Source organism: Maritalea sp. YIW29, assembly GCF_057219265.1.
The window spans coordinates 874861-894454 of sequence record NZ_JBXVVF010000002.1 but is presented as its reverse complement, the minus strand read 5'-3'; the positions used below and the strand labels follow the sequence as shown (position 1 = coordinate 894454).

Annotated in this window: 13 protein-coding genes, 4 tRNA genes and 5 rRNA genes; 7 read left to right on the top strand and 15 right to left on the bottom strand. The window is 49.5% G+C overall.

The annotated features are described in order from the left end of the window. The first annotated feature begins 56 nt into the window (after nt 1-56). The 4 genes from AC2D8L_RS13640 to AC2D8L_RS13625 all read left to right on the top strand — a co-directional run bounded on the left by AC2D8L_RS13640 (nt 57) and on the right by AC2D8L_RS13625 (nt 2730). Nucleotides 57-737, top strand: a complete 681-nt coding sequence (locus AC2D8L_RS13640) for a DUF599 domain-containing protein (protein WP_484686025.1) — start codon at nt 57-59, stop codon at nt 735-737. Then, the gene (locus tag AC2D8L_RS13635) at nt 734-1231 is read left to right on the top strand and encodes a lysozyme inhibitor LprI family protein (protein WP_484686024.1); all 498 of its coding nucleotides are present in this window, start codon (nt 734-736) and stop codon (nt 1229-1231) included. Before AC2D8L_RS13640 ends, AC2D8L_RS13635 begins: the two co-directional genes overlap by 4 nt. A 3-nt stretch (nt 1232-1234) precedes the next feature. After that, nucleotides 1235-2362: a DNA alkylation repair protein gene (locus AC2D8L_RS13630; RefSeq protein ID WP_484686023.1), complete on the top strand. Its 1128-nt coding sequence runs from the start codon at nt 1235-1237 to the stop codon at nt 2360-2362. Nucleotides 2363-2445: 83 nt separating this feature from the next. Then, a complete protein-coding gene (locus tag AC2D8L_RS13625) occupies nt 2446-2730 on the top strand; it encodes a DUF3781 domain-containing protein (protein WP_484686022.1) in 285 nt (94 codons plus the stop codon). Here the strand turns inward: AC2D8L_RS13625 and AC2D8L_RS13620 are convergent, their stop codons facing one another. The 4 genes from AC2D8L_RS13620 to AC2D8L_RS13605 all read right to left on the bottom strand — a co-directional run bounded on the left by AC2D8L_RS13620 (nt 2731) and on the right by AC2D8L_RS13605 (nt 5512). After that, a complete protein-coding gene (locus AC2D8L_RS13620; RefSeq protein ID WP_484686021.1) occupies nt 2731-3378 on the bottom strand; it encodes a nucleotidyltransferase family protein in 648 nt (215 codons plus the stop codon). Between the two features lie 167 nt (nt 3379-3545). Further along, nucleotides 3546-4472: a pirin family protein gene (locus AC2D8L_RS13615; protein ID WP_484686020.1), complete on the bottom strand. Its 927-nt coding sequence runs from the start codon at nt 4470-4472 to the stop codon at nt 3546-3548. Nucleotides 4473-4614: 142 nt separating this feature from the next. Continuing rightward, nucleotides 4615-5019: a DUF427 domain-containing protein gene (locus AC2D8L_RS13610; protein WP_484686019.1), complete on the bottom strand. Its 405-nt coding sequence runs from the start codon at nt 5017-5019 to the stop codon at nt 4615-4617. A gap of 37 nt (nt 5020-5056) precedes the next feature. Beyond that, nucleotides 5057-5512: an SRPBCC family protein gene (locus AC2D8L_RS13605; protein ID WP_484686018.1), complete on the bottom strand. Its 456-nt coding sequence runs from the start codon at nt 5510-5512 to the stop codon at nt 5057-5059. 125 nt (nt 5513-5637) lie between these two features. Between AC2D8L_RS13605 and AC2D8L_RS13600 the strand changes: the two genes are divergently transcribed. Then, nucleotides 5638-6540, top strand: a complete 903-nt coding sequence (locus AC2D8L_RS13600) for a LysR family transcriptional regulator (RefSeq protein WP_484686017.1) — start codon at nt 5638-5640, stop codon at nt 6538-6540. A 142-nt stretch (nt 6541-6682) separates the two neighbouring features. After that, entirely contained in the window at nt 6683-7885 is a 1203-nt protein-coding gene (locus AC2D8L_RS13595) for an MFS transporter (RefSeq protein ID WP_484686016.1), read from the top strand. Nucleotides 7886-7900: 15 nt separating this feature from the next. On the opposite strand, the gene AC2D8L_RS13590 is transcribed toward AC2D8L_RS13595, so the two are convergent. From AC2D8L_RS13590 to AC2D8L_RS13565, 6 genes are all read right to left on the bottom strand, one after another. Continuing rightward, nucleotides 7901-8707, bottom strand: a complete 807-nt coding sequence (locus AC2D8L_RS13590; RefSeq protein WP_484686015.1) for a hypothetical protein — start codon at nt 8705-8707, stop codon at nt 7901-7903. Nucleotides 8708-8922: 215 nt separating this feature from the next. Continuing rightward, a 5S ribosomal RNA gene (gene rrf / locus AC2D8L_RS13585) occupies nt 8923-9038 on the bottom strand. A gap of 142 nt (nt 9039-9180) precedes the next feature. After that, nucleotides 9181-11902, bottom strand: a 23S ribosomal RNA gene (locus AC2D8L_RS13580). A gap of 261 nt (nt 11903-12163) precedes the next feature. Then, nucleotides 12164-12239: transfer RNA gene (locus AC2D8L_RS13575), tRNA-Ala, on the bottom strand. 16 nt (nt 12240-12255) lie between these two features. Next, nucleotides 12256-12332: transfer RNA gene (locus AC2D8L_RS13570), tRNA-Ile, on the bottom strand. 165 nt (nt 12333-12497) lie between these two features. Further along, a 16S ribosomal RNA gene (locus tag AC2D8L_RS13565) occupies nt 12498-13983 on the bottom strand. The 16S, 23S and 5S rRNA genes sit together here with 2 tRNA genes alongside, the layout of an rRNA operon. Before the next feature lie 1220 nt (nt 13984-15203). Between AC2D8L_RS13565 and AC2D8L_RS13560 the strand changes: the two genes are divergently transcribed. After that, a complete protein-coding gene (locus tag AC2D8L_RS13560) occupies nt 15204-15575 on the top strand; it encodes a type 2 periplasmic-binding domain-containing protein (protein ID WP_484686014.1) in 372 nt (123 codons plus the stop codon). 104 nt (nt 15576-15679) lie between these two features. Here the strand turns inward: AC2D8L_RS13560 and AC2D8L_RS13555 are convergent, their stop codons facing one another. The 5 genes from AC2D8L_RS13555 to AC2D8L_RS13535 form a co-directional block, all read right to left on the bottom strand. Continuing rightward, a complete protein-coding gene (locus AC2D8L_RS13555; RefSeq protein ID WP_484686013.1) occupies nt 15680-15991 on the bottom strand; it encodes a DUF1294 domain-containing protein in 312 nt (103 codons plus the stop codon). A gap of 160 nt (nt 15992-16151) precedes the next feature. Further along, nucleotides 16152-16267, bottom strand: a 5S ribosomal RNA gene (gene rrf / locus AC2D8L_RS13550). Between the two features lie 142 nt (nt 16268-16409). Further along, nucleotides 16410-19131: ribosomal RNA gene (locus tag AC2D8L_RS13545) — 23S ribosomal RNA — on the bottom strand. A 261-nt stretch (nt 19132-19392) separates the two neighbouring features. After that, nucleotides 19393-19468, bottom strand: a tRNA-Ala gene (locus AC2D8L_RS13540). A 16-nt stretch (nt 19469-19484) separates the two neighbouring features. Continuing rightward, nucleotides 19485-19561, bottom strand: a tRNA-Ile gene (locus AC2D8L_RS13535). Between the last annotated feature and the right edge of the window lie 33 nt (nt 19562-19594).

The window sequence follows — 19594 nt, the reverse complement described above, 5'->3', positions numbered from 1 at the left end:
TTGCAGGCGTTGCTTTATGCTTGGGTGAAAATTAAGCACCTTGAGTGAAGCCACCTATGATCCTAATTTCCACATTGCTTCCGCTGATAATTTGGGCCTTTTATGGCTATCTAAGCAAGGCAATTGAGACCCAACGCCCCTCGATGTCTAAGCTGATGGCCAATCAGCGGCTGAGATGGGTGCACAATGCTGTGCGGCGTGACACGCCACTAGACGGCATTCTCACCGGCAATATCATGAGCGCCGTTTCCTTTTTCGCCTCAACCTCTGTTTTGCTGATCCTCGCCATGTTTGCGGTCATCGGGCAGCTCAACGAAATATTGCCCACCATTCGCTCCCTCAGCTGGGGCGAAACCTATAGCGACTTTGACTATCAAATTCACTTCGTGGTCATGCTCGTCATGACGGTGATGGCATTTTTATCCTTCACCTTGTCGCTTAGACATTTCAACCACTACTGCATCCTGTTGGGCGCAGCCAATCATGATGGTGATGCGCAGGATCAGGAAGTCGAGGCCATGGCAAATCTGAACGCCCATGGTGCACAACACTTCAATGCGGGCATTCGCGCTTACTACTTTTCTATTGCCAATGTGGGTTGGTTTTTGTCCAGCAACATGGGCATTGCAATGGCGGTCATAACAATTGGCTTCATCATCTATCGAGAATATTTTTCTGCTGCGCGTCGCGCTATTCTGCAATTACCGACATCATCAAAATTTAGGAAACCAGAATGAAAAAACTCTATTTATCACTTGTCGCAATCCTTGCGCTTAGCGGTGCATCAACCGCCAATGCGCAAGAATTTACCACCGACGACGAAGTTCAATTGCAGCAATGTATTGAAACAGTGCATGACATCCAAAGTTCTGGCGATGAAATCAGCCTGCGTGAATGTATCGGTGCCGCATCAAGGGTTTGCATGGAAGCACCTGGTGGCGACACAACCGTTGGCATGATGGAATGTACCCTGCGCGAAAATGCATGGTGGGACAATTATTTGAACTTTCTCTACCAAGACCTGAAAGCAAACCTGACCACAGATCAATTTGCCAGCCTTCGCGATGCGCAACGCGCGTGGATAACCTACCGCGATGCAAAATGTGGCTTTGAATATGAATATTGGAAAGAAGGCACGATCCGCTCAACATTCCACTCAAGCTGCTTGCTTGATGCCACGGCCACCCGTGCTATCGATCTTGGCAGCTATCTAGACTGGGTAAACATGTAAGCAATGCCTGAACCGTTTAAAAATTTCTTCAACCTAGACGTGATCAACAAAATGGGGGCGCTGCTTTCTCAAGCAGCCCCCACATTTGAACGCGAAAAGTTTTTGCAGCTTGCGAGCGAGAACTTGGAAGCACTTGAACTAAAAGAGCGCTCCAACCAAATTCGCGACGCATTGGTGACCACCTTGCCAAATGGCATCAAAGAGGCAGGCCCTCTATTGGTGGCAACGCTCGGGTCAGAAGCGCCAATTGATGGCGGTTCAACCAAAGAACGCGAAGACGGGCTGAGCGGGTTTGCCATCATGCCCATGGCTGACTTTGTGGCTGAAATCGGCATGGATGACATCAAAACAAGCTTTGGCGTGCTCGAAGAACTCACCAAACGATTTAGCGCCGAGTTCGCTGTGCGCCCATTCATCGTCGCGGACCAAGAAGCCGCCATGCAATATTTTGCCAAATGGTCGACCAGCACCAACGCCCATGTTCGCCGATTGGCGTCTGAGGGTTGCCGACCATTACTGCCGTGGGGATTGCGTTTGCAAAGCTTTGTCAAAGACCCCACGCCAATCCTACCCATCCTTGAAACGCTAAAGAATGACCCAACTGAATATGTACGAAGGTCTGTGGCCAATAACATCAATGACATTGCGAAAAACCAGCCGGATTTGGTCGCTCAAATCGCTTCGGATTGGCTTGTTGATGCCAACAAAAATCGTGAGCGATTGGTTCGCCACGCTTGCCGCACATTGATCAAACAAGGCCATCAACCAACGCTTGAAGCATTGGGATATTCAAACTTAGAAGCTGACTTCTCTGATTTTGAAATCACAACGCCAAATGTTGAGATGGGTTCACCGCTTGAATTCAAGTTCACGCTGCAATCAACAGCTAAGAAATCCCAACCCCTCATTTTGGATTACGCAATCCACTTCAAGAAGGCCAATGGGGACCTGTCGCCAAAAGTGTTCAAACTGAAAACCGGGCAAATCAAGCCGGGCGAAAAGATGGAGATTGCAAAATCTCAAATGATCAAACCCATCACCACCCGCACCTTTTACCCCGGAGAACACAAGGTCGAAATTTTGGCGAATGGAAAATCTCTAGGAAGCTTTGCGTTTACATTGGAAGTCTGACGCGAACTAACTAGTCACCAGATCTGTCAAATCCAATCTATAGCAATGAACTTAGAACCGAGGCAGCTAAAGAAAATCTTCACATGAGCGAACATAACCATCCAATGTCGGGCACCAGAAATCGACTAGCCAACAATTTCAAGAACACAGAAATGGGTTTGGTGCGGATCGCAAAAAATCTCAATCTTCACGAGATGTCTGACGCTGAAATAGTTGCTCATTGCCGCAAGATCATATTGGCGACGCCAATCGAACAAATCAAAGAACAGGGAAAGAATTTTTACCTATATTGCGAAGAATATTCCGCAATATTGACCATCAACAAATCTAGTCTTGGGATCATCACCGCAAAACCCTACAAGCCTTAACTAGCCTGTCCGAACATTTTCGGCGGGACCGTCTAGTACAGCGTCATCCCACGGCACCAAGGCCACCTCAGGCCAATTGCGCCGATTGCGCTCGCCTTTTTCATGGTGCGTGTTCTTGTTGTTCAGCACATAATTTGGCGTCACGCGGAACGAAAAGATTTCATCCAATCCATAGGGCGCATAAACTTCAAGCTGATCATTTTCATCGAGCCGCATGCCTACAGCGTGAGTGATGGACGCGAAGCGATCAATACCCTCTTCGGCGGTCTTTAAAGCAGAATAATCCTCACCGAAATGGTCTTTGTACCAGAGGTGCACACGCGCTTGATTACGCACTTCAACCGGTGGCACACAATCTGCAAACACCGCATCGGCCCGCTTAATCACCTCGTCTTCCGCCTCATAGCTCAAGTCGGTCGGATCAAAGTAAAAGATGTCGACATCCTTCACCCCATGCATATAGGGGCGCTCGGTCAAATAGTTCCAAACATTATTGTAAATCGCGCCGGAGACAATCCAATGGTTCGCCAATTTCATGTCCCGCGCTCGCGTCAAAATATCCATCAATTCAGGATATGAGCGGATAATTTCTTTAAGTGCGCAGCGCTGTTCCGCAAGGGGCAAATTACTAAATCGCAAATGTTTCATGCGGCGTGTATGCCACAAATTCACCAGAACATATAGAGAACTTATTTCAATAATTCATCAAATTTAGTCTTGAAAATGCTAACCGGTTTGATTCTAAAACGATTTCTCCAGCGGGTGCGGAACGGCTTCAAACATCAAGATATTAGACTATTTGAAGCCGCAAACCACTAACCTTTCCAGTCCGTGCCACTTTCTTTGATGAAGGTGCCAGCGTTGAGTTCATTCACAGCGTCAATCAGTTCTTGGCGCGTGTTCATCACAATTGGGCCGTGCCAAGCCACCGGTTCTTGTATCGGTTTACCCGAAATCAGCAAAAAGCGAATGCCTTCGTCACCAGCCTGAACAACAATTTCGTCTCCACTATCAAAATAAACAAGCGTTCTGTCGCCGCTCATATCCCGGATATGAAGCTCTTCGCCGTTGACTTCTTTTTCGGTCAAAATGCCAACTGGTTTTGATGCATCCCGAAAACTTCCCGCACCGGCAAACACATAAGCAAAGCTGTTGCGGTAAGTGTCGACCTTAAACACTTTGCGCACGCCCGCAGGCACGGAAATATCCAAATATTGTGGGTCAGCCGCAATGCCATCCACGGGCCCTTTTTTGCCCCAGAACTCACCAACGACAACACGAACAGATGTCCCGTCGTCATCAACAATTGTTGGCACGTCATTGCTTTCAACATCTTGATAGCGCGGCGTCGTCATTTTCATCGAGGCAGGTAAGTTTGCCCAAAGCTGAAACCCGTGCATCTGCCCATTTTCATTACCATGCGGCATTTCTTGGTGCATAATGCCGGAACCGGCGGTCATCCACTGCACGTCGCCCGCGTTCAATTCACCTGTATTGCCTAGGCTATCTTTGTGCTCAACCGAACCGGACAACACATAAGTGATGGTTTCAATGCCGCGGTGTGGGTGCCAAGGAAAGCCTTTGATATAGTCTTCTTCTTTTTCATTCCTGAAGTCATCAAACAACAAAAACGGGTCAAGTTCCTTTGGATCGTGGAACCCGAAGGCGCGGTGTAATTTTACACCTGCGCCTTCCAATGTAGGCTTTGCGTCAACTGTTTTCTTTACTGGGCGTATGGACATTTTGTACTCCAAAACAATATTTGCGATCACACATGACCGCGCTTATCGTTCAATATAGGTACACAACGAATTTGATTAACCCGTAAGTTTGCAACAGTTAGTTCCTTAATCAAACAAAATGAGTTGAATGCCGTAAGGGGTTTCAAACACCGATTTCAATACGCACTTTGTCTGGCCAAAATGCCACAAGCTCGCCAAGCTCTTCAGCAGGTTCAACGCTTAGTTCATATCCCCACGCGATTTCATTGCCCATAAAAGAATAATAGCTCGCATCACCCTTCAGCGGGCAATGGGTCGTCTTATCCGTTTTCAACAATTCCTGCCGGATGTGCTTTTTGGGCACATACAATCTTGGCGGATACATCGCCTTACCGACTTCAAGGATCCAAACCGCATTTTCAGATGTTGCAATCAACTCATCGACAACGAATATCTCCACCAGGCTGCCAACGGGTTGGATGCTCATAAAGTGATGTGGGTTGGCCGGGTTGCGAATAACCCCTTCAAGTGGCGCAACTTCAATTTCGGATTTTGCCGTTTGGCTCATAATGTTTGACCTTCTTAATGGAATGCTGCTTGGCAAGTTATGCCGCCATGCGCTCAACATATTGCGCGTTATTTTGAAGCAGCTGCTCAAATGTCTTGCCGAATTGTGACTTTAATACAGGGCCCAACATTTTGCCGAGAACCCCAAATTTTGCTTCAATTTCCGCATGAACGACAATACGTGTTTTGTTTGAGCTCACACTTTCAAAATCCAGTCGGATAAGTGCGCGCTTGATCGGCACATTACCATCATAAAGCAAAACCGTCATATGTTCCTGCGGCGCGTAGCTTGTGATCTCTTCATAGATCGTGGTCTTACCATCCGCCAAATCACATTGCCGCTTCGCCCCGACCCCTGTTGATTTGCTTTCCGGCAATAGTTTTGAATCGTTCAGCCCAGGATGAAAATCCTTGATGTCACCAAATTTGTCCCAACTTGCCCAAACATCTTCGATAGGGGCATTAATCACAACTTCCTTGTCGATATGAACCATTCTTATCTCCTGTCTTTGCGTGTTGGTTATCGATTTGACGAGGTTATGCTTTTTGTGAGATGCCTTAAATATGCAACATCCATACGTGATGGTGCGAATTTGAACCACAACTATTGGCAACCAAAATGGCGACAGCAATCGATAATTTGGATTGGGACAATATCAAGCTGTTCCTAGCGATCGCGCGCGCGGGCACATTGCGGCGCGCCGCCGAAATGCTGCGGATTAATCATGCCACCCTCGCCCGCCGGCTGACATCGCTAGAAGACGAAATTGACGCTCGCCTGTTTGACAGAACAAAAACCGGACTGTCCCTTACAGGCATGGGCCACGATCTATTCCCCTTCGCTGTCAATGTAGAGGCGGAAATCGCGGCGGCCTCCCGTGTGATCACTGGCAGAGACCAGCGGCTAGAGGGCACCGTGCATTTTTCCCTGCCCCCATCAATGATGTTGTCCCCAATCGCTCAATATCTTGCTGATTTTTCTGATCAATATCCGGACATCGAACTAAACCTGCAACTTACAAATTCATTTGTGAATTTGAACCAACGCGAGGCCGACGTGTCCTTGCGCTACGCGCAGGAAGTAAATGATGACGTCGTTGGCCGACGCGTCGTCAAATGCAACAAAGCCATTTATTGCAGCCCCGATTACGCAAAGCAGATTGTCGACAATGGTGGCGAAGGACTGCACTGGATCGGCTGGGCCGAGGAAGAGGGCACAAAAACGGTCGCTTGGACAGAGAAGTCCCCTTTCCCCAAAGCAGAACTTAAGCATCGCGGCAACGAGGTCGTGCCCCAACTTACACTTGCCAAACATGGCGTTGGGTTGACGATGCTGCCTTGTTTCATCGCGGATCAATTTGACGGCATTGAACGCGCCCCGTTTAACGAACCCATTCCTGATCGTTCAATCTGGCTTTTGTTGCATAGCGACTTGCGCTCAACTGGTCGGATACGCGTCTTTGTCGATTACCTTGCAGATCGAATTCTATTGGATCGACATCTATATGATGCAAAAGCCTAACGCACCCAAATGTTAGGGCCGCAATCCACTGTTGAAATGATTGTCGAACAAGAATAGAATTACGCCACGCTGAGCATTTCAGCGCCTCCCCTTGGTTCACGCCAACCCCACATAACTCCAATTTGATACTGGAACGCCACACGTGTTTGCAGCTGTACGTCAATTCAACAAAACCATCTGGCTTGTCATTATGGCCACATTCGCCAGCAGGTTTGTGCTGTTCATGGTGTGGCCCTTTTTGGCGATCCTACTGCACCAAAAATTTGGACTAAACGAATTTCAAATTGGTGCGTTTCTGTCCGGTTCCGCGACCGTTGGCGTGGTGTTTGGCTTTTATGTCGGGTTCCTGTCCGACATTATCGGGCGGCGGAAGATCATTCTCGCGGGGCTTGCCCTAAATATTGTCGCCATGGTGATTTTGGGCGCTTCAAACGACCTTTGGTTATTGTTCGCCGGGACAGTTGTGCAAAGCTTCGGCCGCGGCATGGTTGAAAACCCCAGCAAAGCCTTGATGACTGACATGGTGGAAAAACGCGCCGTCAAAGACATGGCGCTCCATGTGCGCTATTTCGCCTTAAATGTTGGCGCAGCGACGGGTCCTCTATTGGGGGTCTTTGCAGGCGCCACAGGGCAGCAATCCACGTTCTATGTCGTAGCAGGCGTCTATGTCATCTATCTCGTGGTTGCGTCCGTCATCTTCCGCGTCGAGCGCCCCCTTAAGCGTACCAAATCCGGTGAACCTTTGCGCTTCGGCGCTGCGATTGGGGTGTTGAGGAAGGACACCGCGTTCTTGATCTTTGTCGCTGCGACATTGATCGCAGATATTGCCTATGGGCAAATCGATGCGGGCCTTATCCAGTATTTGCGCCAGCAAGAAGTAGTTGAGATCGCACAATTCTATGCGACGCTTATTTTCATCAACGGCACGACAATCGTCCTGCTCCAATTTGCACTGCTGAAGCTGCTCGAAAATATGCGCCCACTCAACCGCGCAACACTCGGTGTTGTGTTGTTTGCCGGTGGTTTCCTAGGCTTTGCCCTTGCGCCAACCGAACCCACTTACTGGATCATGGGCGCGATGTTTGTTCTGAGCATCGGAGAAGCAATTTTGTTCCCCACCCTAAACATCATCATTGATCGCATGGCCCCTGAACATTTAAAAGGCAGCTATTTCGGTGCAGCTTCCCTGGCATCCCTAGGGATCGTCATGGCACCAATTGTCGGCGGTTTTCTGCTCCACCAATTTGGCGGCTTTGCAATGTGGATGGTGATGACGGTGCTCGCGGTTTCGGTCGCCGTGCTCTATCGACTAGCCGCAAACCTGCGCAAGGAATTGTTGGAGTAATCGTACGACATTAGATTAACTGGAAGGACCAAGATATCTCCAGGACCTTTCAGCGCCGCTCACTTCGACAACGAAATCAAAGTGAGCATGGCGGCTAATCATATGCTCGCTGATCCGTTGGTAATATTGAATGAACACGTCGATTTCATCAATTCGTTTGTCAGGCATGCTCTTGCCTTGTGCGGCATAAGTTGATCGTTCCTGTTCGGTCCGCCAAGCAAGAACAGATTGGAAGTGATCTGGCTTTAAGAACATGGTAGCATCAAGCAGCGCCCCAAGCTTCTTCTCCATCTCCACCAACTTGTCATTCACATAGGCACGCCAAAAACCTTCCGGATCAGATTGCGCTTCCAACTGGTTGACAGGCACTGCAAGTTCACTAGGCGGTTGCGATATTGCTCCGACGCACCACCCCTCCACTACGATCAATGATGGCGACATGTTTCGCAGTTCTTGAAACCCAATTCGGTCGTCTGTTAACTTGTCAAATTGGGGCACCATAATCGGATCGCCACTGCCAAACCGCAATTGAGAAATATGGGAAGCCAATAGATCAAGATCATGCGTTCCAGGCACGCCCCGTGTCGCCAACATCGGGTGGACTCGTTGTGCCAGTTCATCACGCAGGCCCCTTGGCAGGTAATAGTCATCAAGTGATAGAACCACACTGTCGGGAAAATGTTCGGTCAGCAAGCCATGGGTAAGATAGCTTTTGCCAACGCCTTGCCCACCTGCAACTCCTAGAACAAGGGGCATTTTACGCTCATCAACAAGCTGCCGTAACCAACTTAGTAATTGTTCTTGTAATTGTTCGTTAGACATACGCCGCCCCAACTTTGTTCACCAGAAGGATATTGGGAACAGGAAGTATGAACAAGGTGATCAGCGCTTAGATCGTCTTCCTGGTATGTTTGGATCTGCACTAGAACCAGAAACTGCGGGAATTCCCCCTCCCACATACAAAAGCGCCCCCCAGTTTTCACTGGAGGGCGTTTTTTTTAATTTTACATATCGTATTGAGCTTTTGCTTTTAGCAGACTTGGCGACGACCTACTCTCCCGTGCCTTAAGACAAAGTACCATCGGCGCTGAAGCATTTAACGTTCGAGTTCGGAATGGGATCGAGTTCTGGGCGCTTCGCCATAGTCACCAAGTCAGCAAAAAACAAAAGCGTGAAGTTAAATTTGATTTATTCGCGCATTCTTTGAGAATGCAATACAGGAACATGTTTTCTAGATTTTGACGTCTAGGATGATGTTGTTGGTATTGGTGTAATACGGACATTGATTAATGAGAACAATCAAGCCAATCGAGCTATTAGTACCAGTAAGCTTCACACATTGCTGCGCTTCCACACCTGGCCTATCAACGTGGTGGTCTCCCACGGCTCTCAAGGGAATGCTAGTTTTGAAGGAGGCTTCCCGCTTAGATGCTTTCAGCGGTTATCCCGTCCAGATATAGCTACCCTGCTATGCGGCTGGCGCCACAACAGGTCCACCAGAGATCTGTTCACCCCGGTCCTCTCGTACTAGGGGCAACTCTTCTCAACATTCCTACACCCACGGCAGATAGGGACCGAACTGTCTCACGACGTTCTAAACCCAGCTCGCGTACCGCTTTAATTGGCGAACAGCCAAACCCTTGGGACCTGCTCCAGCCCCAGGATGCGATGAGCCGACATCGAGGTGCCAAACAATGCCGTCGATATGGACTCTTGGGCATCATCAGCCTGTTATCCCCGGCGTACCTTTTATCCGTTGAGCGATGGCCCTTCCACGCGGGACCACCGGATCACTATGACCGACTTTCGTCTCTGCTCGACTTGTCAGTCTCGCAGTCAGGCGGGCTTATGCCATTGCACTCGACGACCGATTTCCGACCGGTCTGAGCCCACCATCGCGCGCCTCCGTTACTCTTTGGGAGGCGACCGCCCCAGTCAAACTACCCACCACACACTGTCCCGGACGCTGTTACGCCGCGGTTAGACATACATGACGATAAGGGTGGTATCTCACATTTCGGCTCCCTATAAACTAGCGTCTATAGTTCAAAGCCTACCACCTATTCTGCACATGCCGACACGAATGCCAGTGTGAAGCTATAGTAAAGGTGCACGGGGTCTTTCCGTCTAACCGCAGGAACCCCGCATCTTCACGGGGAGTTCAATTTCGCTGAGTCTATGCTGGAGACAGTGGGGAAGTCGTTACGCCATTCGTGCAGGTCGGAACTTACCCGACAAGGAATTTCGCTACCTTAGGACCGTTATAGTTACGGCCGCCGTTTACCTGGGCTTCAATTCAAGGCTCTCACCTCTCCTTTTAACCTTCAGGCACCGGGCAGGCGTCAGACCCTATACGTCGTATTGCTACTTCGCAGAGCCCTATGTTTTTAGTAAACAGTCGCCACCCCCTGGTCTGTGCCACCACATAAGAGTTGCCTCCTATATGGTCATGCTTATCCCGAAGTTACGCATGTAATTTGCCGAGTTCCTTCAGCATAGTTCTCTCAAGCGCCTTAGTATTCTCTACCTGTCCACCTGTGTTGGTTTAGAGTACGGTCTTGTTGGTGGAGCTATTTCCTGGAACCTACTCACTGCCAGAACCAATCCGATAAGGACTGACAGATCTATAGATTCGTCACTACCACCAGGTACAGGAATATTAACCTGTTTCCCATCGTCTACGCATTTCTGCCTCGACTTAGGGGCCGACTAACCCTGCGCTGATTAGCATTGCGCAGGAACCCTTGGACTTTCGGCGAGAGTGTCTCTCACACTCTTTATCGCTACTCATGTCAGCATTCGCACTTCTGATACCTCCAGGACCCCTCGCGGGTATCCCTTCGCAGACTTACAGAACGCTCCGCTACCGCTTGCACAAAGTGCAAACCCGAAGCTTCGGTGCATGGTTTGAGCCCCGTTACATTTTCGCCGCAAGATCGCTTGACCAGTGAGCTGTTACGCTATCTTTAAAGGATGGCTGCTTCTAAGCCAACCTCCTGGTTGTCTGTGCAATCTCACAAGCTTTCCCACTTAACCATGACTTTGGGACCTTAGCTGTCGGTCAGGGCTGTTTCCCTTTCCACCACGGACCTTAGCACCCGTGGTGTGTCTGCCAGATATTACTTCCAGGTATTCGGAGTTTGGTTAGGTTTGGTAATCCGTTGGGGACCCCTAGCCCATCCAGTGCTCTACCCCCTGGAGTATTCGTCTGACGCTCTACCTAAATAGATTTCGCGGAGAACCAGCTATTTCCAAGTTTGATTGGCCTTTCACCCCTAGCCACAGGTCATCCCGTTCTTTTTCAACAGAAGTGGGTTCGGCCCTTCAGTGCATGTTACTGCACCTTCAGCCTGCCCATGGCTAGATCACTTGGTTTCGGGTCTAATCCAACATACTCAACGCCCTATTCAGACTCGGTTTCCCTGCGCATACACCTAACGGTTTAAGCTTGCATGTTAAATTAAGTCGCTGACCCATTATACAAAAGGTACGCCGTCACCCTTGCGGGCTCCGACTGTTTGTAGGCATTCAGTTTCAGGAACTATTTCACTCCCCTCGTCGGGGTGCTTTTCACCTTTCCCTCACGGTACTTGTTCACTATCGGTCGCACACGAGTACTTAGGCTTGGAGGGTGGTCCCCCCATGTTCAGACAGAATTTCACGTGTTCCGCCTTACTCGAGGACTTGAAGTTTTTCTACCGGTACGGGGCTATCACCCACTATGGCGAAGCTTTCCAGCTTCTTCCCGTTCTTAACTTCAAGCCACTGGCCTGGTCCGCGTTCGCTCGCCACTACTAACGGAGTCTCGGTTGATGTCCTTTCCTCCGGGTACTGAGATGTTTCAGTTCCCCGGGTTCGCCTCCCTTGCGGGATACTCCTTACGGAGTGGGTTTCCCCATTCAGAAATCATCGGATCAAAGCTTATTCGCAGCTCCCCGATGCTTATCGCAGCGTATCACGTCTTTCATCGCCTGTGTGCGCCAAGGCATCCACTAAATGCCCTTAAGACACTTGATTGTTCTCATTATCAATATCCGCAATCCGCCTCGTGCAAGGCATAATGGACCGTCGAATATGATAAGGTTAGATCATATTTAAATTTAACTTCACGAAGACAATCTGTTCTCCCCGGGTGTGGGTCAAACAAACAAACTATCTTTCTCTATACGATATATAAGATCATGCAGAACCAATAAAATCAGTCCCACAAAACTTGTTCTTTCTTAAGTGACTTACTGTCCAAACGGCGATTACCAACATCCAGCTTCCAGCTATAAATGGTGGAGCCAGACGGGATCGAACCGACGACCTCCTGCTTGCAAAGCAGGCGCTCTCCCAGCTGAGCTATGGCCCCTTATTAATAAGGAATATGGTGGGCCTGGGTAGATTTGAACTACCGACCTCACGCTTATCAGGCGTGCGCTCTAACCAACTGAGCTACAGGCCCTTATCTAAAAGCGCAACCTGCACGTGATGAACGTCACTTAATGTGAAGAAAGAGAAACGAAGGCGGCGATGTCCCGCTTTTGTAGTAGTCGACTGGTTTTGACTTAAACCAATCTTATCCAATGAAAGTCCGATAAGACATAAAGTCTTGAAGGACAATCCTTAGAAAGGAGGTGATCCAGCCCCAGGTTCCCCTAGGGCTACCTTGTTACGACTTCACCCCAGTCGCTGACCCTACCGTGGTCGCCTGCCTCAAAAGTTAGCGCAGCGCCTTCGGGTAGAACCAACTCCCATGGTGTGACGGGCGGTGTGTACAAGGCCCGGGAACGTATTCACCGTGGTATGCTGACCCACGATTACTAGCGATTCCAACTTCATGCACCCGAGTTGCAGAGTGCAATCCGAACTGAGACGGTTTTTAGGGATTAGCTCCTCCTCGCGGAGTGGCTGCCCTCTGTCACCGCCATTGTAGCACGTGTGTAGCCCAGCCCGTAAGGGCCATGATGACTTGACGTCGTCCCCACCTTCCTCCGGCTTATCACCGGCAGTCCCCCTAGAGTGCCCAACTAAATGCTGGCAACTAAGGGCGAGGGTTGCGCTCGTTGCGGGACTTAACCCAACATCTCACGACACGAGCTGACGACAGCCGTGCAGCACCTGTATCCTATCCAGCCGAACTGAAGGCTTCCATCTCTGGAAGCTGCGATAGGTATGTCAAGAGCTGGTAAGGTTCTTCGCGTTGCTTCGAATTAAACCACATGCTCCACCGCTTGTGCGGGCCCCCGTCAATTCATTTGAGTTTTAATCTTGCGACCGTACTCCCCAGGCGGAGAGCTTAATGCGTTAGCTGCGCCACTGAAAAGTAAACTTCCCAACGGCTAGCTCTCATAGTTTACGGCGTGGACTACCAGGGTATCTAATCCTGTTTGCTCCCCACGCTTTCGTACCTCAGCGTCAGTATCGGGCCAGTGTATCGCCTTCGCCACTGGTGTTCTTCCTAATATCTACGAATTCCACCTCTACACTAGGAGTTCCATACACCTCTCCCGATCTCTAGACTAGAAGTTTAAGAGGCAGTTCCGAGGTTGAGCCTCGGGATTTCACCCCTTACTTTCTAATCCGCCTACGTACGCTTTACGCCCAGTAAATCCGAACAACGTTAGCCCCCTTCGTATTACCGCGGCTGCTGGCACGAAGTTAGCCGGGGCTTCTTTACTAGGTACCGTCATTATCTTCCCTAGCGAAAGAGCTTTACAACCCTAAGGCCTTCATCACTCACGCGGCATGGCTGGATCAGGCTTGCGCCCATTGTCCAATATTCCCCACTGCTGCCTCCCGTAGGAGTCTGGGCCGTGTCTCAGTCCCAGTGTGGCTGATCATCCTCTCAGACCAGCTATAGATCGTCGTCTTGGTAGGCCATTACCCCACCAACTAACTAATCCAACGCGGGCCAATCTAATAGCGATAAATCTTTCCCCCAAAGGGCGTATACGGTATTAGCATTCGTTTCCAAATGTTATTCCGTACTATTAGGTATGTTCCCACGCGTTACTCACCCGTCTGCCGCTCCTCACCGAAGTGAAGCGCTCGACTTGCATGTGTTAAGCCTGCCGCCAACGTTCGTTCTGAGCCATGATCAAACTCTCAAGTTTGATATAGACTTTTGTCGACGCAATGCACGTTTTGACGAGGACACCACTTGTCACGACGCGTTTCTCAACGCGTATGTTAATTTGGTGTTCTCTAATAGAAACGTACACCCATCGAAGTCTCGTAATGACCTGGTAAAACCAGATCCGCAAGGACTTCGCCGTCCACGTTTCTCTTTCTTCTTCTTCACACTGTCAAAGAACAGACCCAAATGCCAAAGGCATAAACGTCAAACCCAAACCAAAAACATAACTCTCTAGCCGGACAAGCCAGCAGAAACATTCTGCCCAATTCAGGAAACACTAAACATCAGCACGAAGCTAATCACTCAGTGTTTGGCGGTTATAAGATCAGCGAACCAACCTGTCAACTACCATTTTCCAATAAAAACCAATTAGTTTCCATCAGAAACAACTTGATAATTTTTGGTTAAAACCAAACCCAATCAAGCCCGCCGCTCCTAACAAGATCAATCCCCGTTAGCAACACCCCCAACCAAAAATAAATACTTTACTTTCAATCAGTTAACTAACCTCAACCGCGTCTCTCAACACCATCTCCGTCAGCGCTTGGGGGTTATAGGACCACCAAAATAAAGAGTCAACAAATCATTCAAAGAAATAGAAGAAATAATCTGCATTAGTTCCCCGTCGTTTGGAAAACGGCTTTGTTTCAATAGGTTAGCTTTTCTTTCGACGGAAAAATTTGGAAGCCACAGCAATCTAAACGGAAACACGACGCATGTTTACGTGCTAATCACGAGGGTTGCGGGGCATATTATAGAGATTACCTCCATATTATGTCTAAACGCTTGCAACACGGATTCGCTGCTACCTAGGTCGAGACCCGGGATTTACGTTCCCAAATGCACCCAGACATCCATCTTGCACCATTCTCTTAGGAAGTTATAGGGGTAAGGGAGCGAGGAAACGGACGAGACCCAAGCCATGAAGGTGCGACATGAGATGCTGGGCGGTCATGACGCGCAGCGATCCTTCGTACCGTTTCGAGAATCTCATGGGTTTTATTCGTATTTCGCCGCTCGTATGCTTCAACGCCCCGACTTGGGTTTTCGCCCCACCTCGTTTGGCCTGCCGGTTTAATTACCATCGAATACTTGCCGGTCAGCCATCCATTTCCCAACGGTTATCATGAGTTACCTAATGGTCCCGATCGTGAGGCAGTTATTGGCCTGCCCAACCAACGCCCCACGGAACCGAGTTTGGCTGGTCGCAAACTATCACGCGTTGAATTCACCCCCCATGTCGCAGATGGGGGAAATGATTCATGGATCAAGGTGATCGGCGACACGCCTTCAGGCAGATGGTTGGAAGACGAAATTGCGGGAGAAGCCATTTGCGAAGTCGTTGCACCGCGAAACAGCCTCAATCTGGCATTGACCGGCAACGGCAAAGCCCTACTGCCAACATTCATTGGTGATTCGCACGCCCAATTAAGCCGTGCTGGAGATGTAATTCCTGAACTTACCCATGACCAATGGATTGTCACCCACCAAGATGACCATTACCTGCCAGAAGTACGTCGTGTGATTGATCGGATCTGCACGGTGTTTGAAGACCAATCTGCTCACTAACCCGCTTGTTTCTTACCTTGCAATACGTTCGTAAGTCGACCGGTTAGATTTGTGTAAAGACCTCGATCTATTGCATGACATAAATCACCATGTGGGCAGGGCCTCTATTGTAGGGATTCTTTTGCCTGAAGAATCCACCAAATCGTAGCAACTACAATGTGGAGGATCGGTATCAGGTACAAAATTGTTTTGAATGGTTGCTTACGGGTTTTATGACGCAACAAGTGCTGACCGGTAATCGCACCTATAGGGCCGCCAAACATCGCAAGCGTTAGCAATGTTCTCTCAGAAATTCGCCACATATGTTGCTTGGCAGGGTATTTGTCTAATGCAAATGCCCCAAGGGCGATGCCGTGGATGAGCAACAAATACCCGACAGCAAAAGCAAGTTCCGAAGTGAAAACGTAAAATTGCAATTTGATTCCCTTGATTCAGGACACAGTATGCAGCTGCGATGGACTGATACAAAAGAGGGTTGACTACTGAGCCCTCCCACATACAAAAGCGCCCCCCAGTTTTCACTGGAGGGCGTTTTTTTTAATTTTACATATCGTATTGAGCTTTTGCTTTTAGCAGACTTGGCGACGACCTACTCTCCCGTGCCTTAAGACAAAGTACCATCGGCGCTGAAGCATTTAACGTTCGAGTTCGGAATGGGATCGAGTTCTGGGCGCTTCGCCATAGTCACCAAGTCAGCAAAAAACAAAAGCGTGAAGTTAAATTTGATTTATTCGCGCATTCTTTGAGAATGCAATACAGGAACATGTTTTCTAGATTTTGACGTCTAGGATGATGTTGTTGGTATTGGTGTAATACGGACATTGATTAATGAGAACAATCAAGCCAATCGAGCTATTAGTACCAGTAAGCTTCACACATTGCTGCGCTTCCACACCTGGCCTATCAACGTGGTGGTCTCCCACGGCTCTCAAGGGAATGCTAGTTTTGAAGGAGGCTTCCCGCTTAGATGCTTTCAGCGGTTATCCCGTCCAGATATAGCTACCCTGCTATGCGGCTGGCGCCACAACAGGTCCACCAGAGATCTGTTCACCCCGGTCCTCTCGTACTAGGGGCAACTCTTCTCAACATTCCTACACCCACGGCAGATAGGGACCGAACTGTCTCACGACGTTCTAAACCCAGCTCGCGTACCGCTTTAATTGGCGAACAGCCAAACCCTTGGGACCTGCTCCAGCCCCAGGATGCGATGAGCCGACATCGAGGTGCCAAACAATGCCGTCGATATGGACTCTTGGGCATCATCAGCCTGTTATCCCCGGCGTACCTTTTATCCGTTGAGCGATGGCCCTTCCACGCGGGACCACCGGATCACTATGACCGACTTTCGTCTCTGCTCGACTTGTCAGTCTCGCAGTCAGGCGGGCTTATGCCATTGCACTCGACGACCGATTTCCGACCGGTCTGAGCCCACCATCGCGCGCCTCCGTTACTCTTTGGGAGGCGACCGCCCCAGTCAAACTACCCACCACACACTGTCCCGGACGCTGTTACGCCGCGGTTAGACATACATGACGATAAGGGTGGTATCTCACATTTCGGCTCCCTATAAACTAGCGTCTATAGTTCAAAGCCTACCACCTATTCTGCACATGCCGACACGAATGCCAGTGTGAAGCTATAGTAAAGGTGCACGGGGTCTTTCCGTCTAACCGCAGGAACCCCGCATCTTCACGGGGAGTTCAATTTCGCTGAGTCTATGCTGGAGACAGTGGGGAAGTCGTTACGCCATTCGTGCAGGTCGGAACTTACCCGACAAGGAATTTCGCTACCTTAGGACCGTTATAGTTACGGCCGCCGTTTACCTGGGCTTCAATTCAAGGCTCTCACCTCTCCTTTTAACCTTCAGGCACCGGGCAGGCGTCAGACCCTATACGTCGTATTGCTACTTCGCAGAGCCCTATGTTTTTAGTAAACAGTCGCCACCCCCTGGTCTGTGCCACCACATAAGAGTTGCCTCCTATATGGTCATGCTTATCCCGAAGTTACGCATGTAATTTGCCGAGTTCCTTCAGCATAGTTCTCTCAAGCGCCTTAGTATTCTCTACCTGTCCACCTGTGTTGGTTTAGAGTACGGTCTTGTTGGTGGAGCTATTTCCTGGAACCTACTCACTGCCAGAACCAATCCGATAAGGACTGACAGATCTATAGATTCGTCACTACCACCAGGTACAGGAATATTAACCTGTTTCCCATCGTCTACGCATTTCTGCCTCGACTTAGGGGCCGACTAACCCTGCGCTGATTAGCATTGCGCAGGAACCCTTGGACTTTCGGCGAGAGTGTCTCTCACACTCTTTATCGCTACTCATGTCAGCATTCGCACTTCTGATACCTCCAGGACCCCTCGCGGGTATCCCTTCGCAGACTTACAGAACGCTCCGCTACCGCTTGCACAAAGTGCAAACCCGAAGCTTCGGTGCATGGTTTGAGCCCCGTTACATTTTCGCCGCAAGATCGCTTGACCAGTGAGCTGTTACGCTATCTTTAAAGGATGGCTGCTTCTAAGCCAACCTCCTGGTTGTCTGTGCAATCTCACAAGCTTTCCCACTTAACCATGACTTTGGGACCTTAGCTGTCGGTCAGGGCTGTTTCCCTTTCCACCACGGACCTTAGCACCCGTGGTGTGTCTGCCAGATATTACTTCCAGGTATTCGGAGTTTGGTTAGGTTTGGTAATCCGTTGGGGACCCCTAGCCCATCCAGTGCTCTACCCCCTGGAGTATTCGTCTGACGCTCTACCTAAATAGATTTCGCGGAGAACCAGCTATTTCCAAGTTTGATTGGCCTTTCACCCCTAGCCACAGGTCATCCCGTTCTTTTTCAACAGAAGTGGGTTCGGCCCTTCAGTGCATGTTACTGCACCTTCAGCCTGCCCATGGCTAGATCACTTGGTTTCGGGTCTAATCCAACATACTCAACGCCCTATTCAGACTCGGTTTCCCTGCGCATACACCTAACGGTTTAAGCTTGCATGTTAAATTAAGTCGCTGACCCATTATACAAAAGGTACGCCGTCACCCTTGCGGGCTCCGACTGTTTGTAGGCATTCAGTTTCAGGAACTATTTCACTCCCCTCGTCGGGGTGCTTTTCACCTTTCCCTCACGGTACTTGTTCACTATCGGTCGCACACGAGTACTTAGGCTTGGAGGGTGGTCCCCCCATGTTCAGACAGAATTTCACGTGTTCCGCCTTACTCGAGGACTTGAAGTTTTTCTACCGGTACGGGGCTATCACCCACTATGGCGAAGCTTTCCAGCTTCTTCCCGTTCTTAACTTCAAGCCACTGGCCTGGTCCGCGTTCGCTCGCCACTACTAACGGAGTCTCGGTTGATGTCCTTTCCTCCGGGTACTGAGATGTTTCAGTTCCCCGGGTTCGCCTCCCTTGCGGGATACTCCTTACGGAGTGGGTTTCCCCATTCAGAAATCATCGGATCAAAGCTTATTCGCAGCTCCCCGATGCTTATCGCAGCGTATCACGTCTTTCATCGCCTGTGTGCGCCAAGGCATCCACTAAATGCCCTTAAGACACTTGATTGTTCTCATTATCAATATCCGCAATCCGCCTCGTGCAAGGCATAATGGACCGTCGAATATGATAAGGTTAGATCATATTTAAATTTAACTTCACGAAGACAATCTGTTCTCCCCGGGTGTGGGTCAAACAAACAAACTATCTTTCTCTATACGATATATAAGATCATGCAGAACCAATAAAATCAGTCCCACAAAACTTGTTCTTTCTTAAGTGACTTACTGTCCAAACGGCGATTACCAACATCCAGCTTCCAGCTATAAATGGTGGAGCCAGACGGGATCGAACCGACGACCTCCTGCTTGCAAAGCAGGCGCTCTCCCAGCTGAGCTATGGCCCCTTATTAATAAGGAATATGGTGGGCCTGGGTAGATTTGAACTACCGACCTCACGCTTATCAGGCGTGCGCTCTAACCAACTGAGCTACAGGCCCTTATCTAAAAGCGCAACCTGCACGTGATGAACG

Bases quoted from the DNA above. Each gene is read 5' to 3' on its own strand.
- AC2D8L_RS13620 (WP_484686021.1), bottom strand. From the start codon at position 3,378: ATGAAACATTTGCGATTTAGTAATTTGCCCCTTGCGGAACAGCGCTGC.
- AC2D8L_RS13630 (WP_484686023.1), top strand. From the start codon at position 1,235: ATGCCTGAACCGTTTAAAAATTTCTTCAACCTAGACGTGATCAACAAA.
- AC2D8L_RS13625 (WP_484686022.1), top strand. From the start codon at position 2,446: ATGAGCGAACATAACCATCCAATGTCGGGCACCAGAAATCGACTAGCC.
- AC2D8L_RS13635 (WP_484686024.1), top strand. From the start codon at position 734: ATGAAAAAACTCTATTTATCACTTGTCGCAATCCTTGCGCTTAGCGGT.
- AC2D8L_RS13640 (WP_484686025.1), top strand. From the start codon at position 57: ATGATCCTAATTTCCACATTGCTTCCGCTGATAATTTGGGCCTTTTAT.
- AC2D8L_RS13615 (WP_484686020.1), bottom strand. From the start codon at position 4,472: ATGTCCATACGCCCAGTAAAGAAAACAGTTGACGCAAAGCCTACATTG.
- AC2D8L_RS13605 (WP_484686018.1), bottom strand. From the start codon at position 5,512: ATGGTTCATATCGACAAGGAAGTTGTGATTAATGCCCCTATCGAAGAT.
- AC2D8L_RS13610 (WP_484686019.1), bottom strand. From the start codon at position 5,019: ATGAGCCAAACGGCAAAATCCGAAATTGAAGTTGCGCCACTTGAAGGG.
- AC2D8L_RS13600 (WP_484686017.1), top strand. From the start codon at position 5,638: ATGGCGACAGCAATCGATAATTTGGATTGGGACAATATCAAGCTGTTC.
- AC2D8L_RS13590 (WP_484686015.1), bottom strand. From the start codon at position 8,707: ATGTCTAACGAACAATTACAAGAACAATTACTAAGTTGGTTACGGCAG.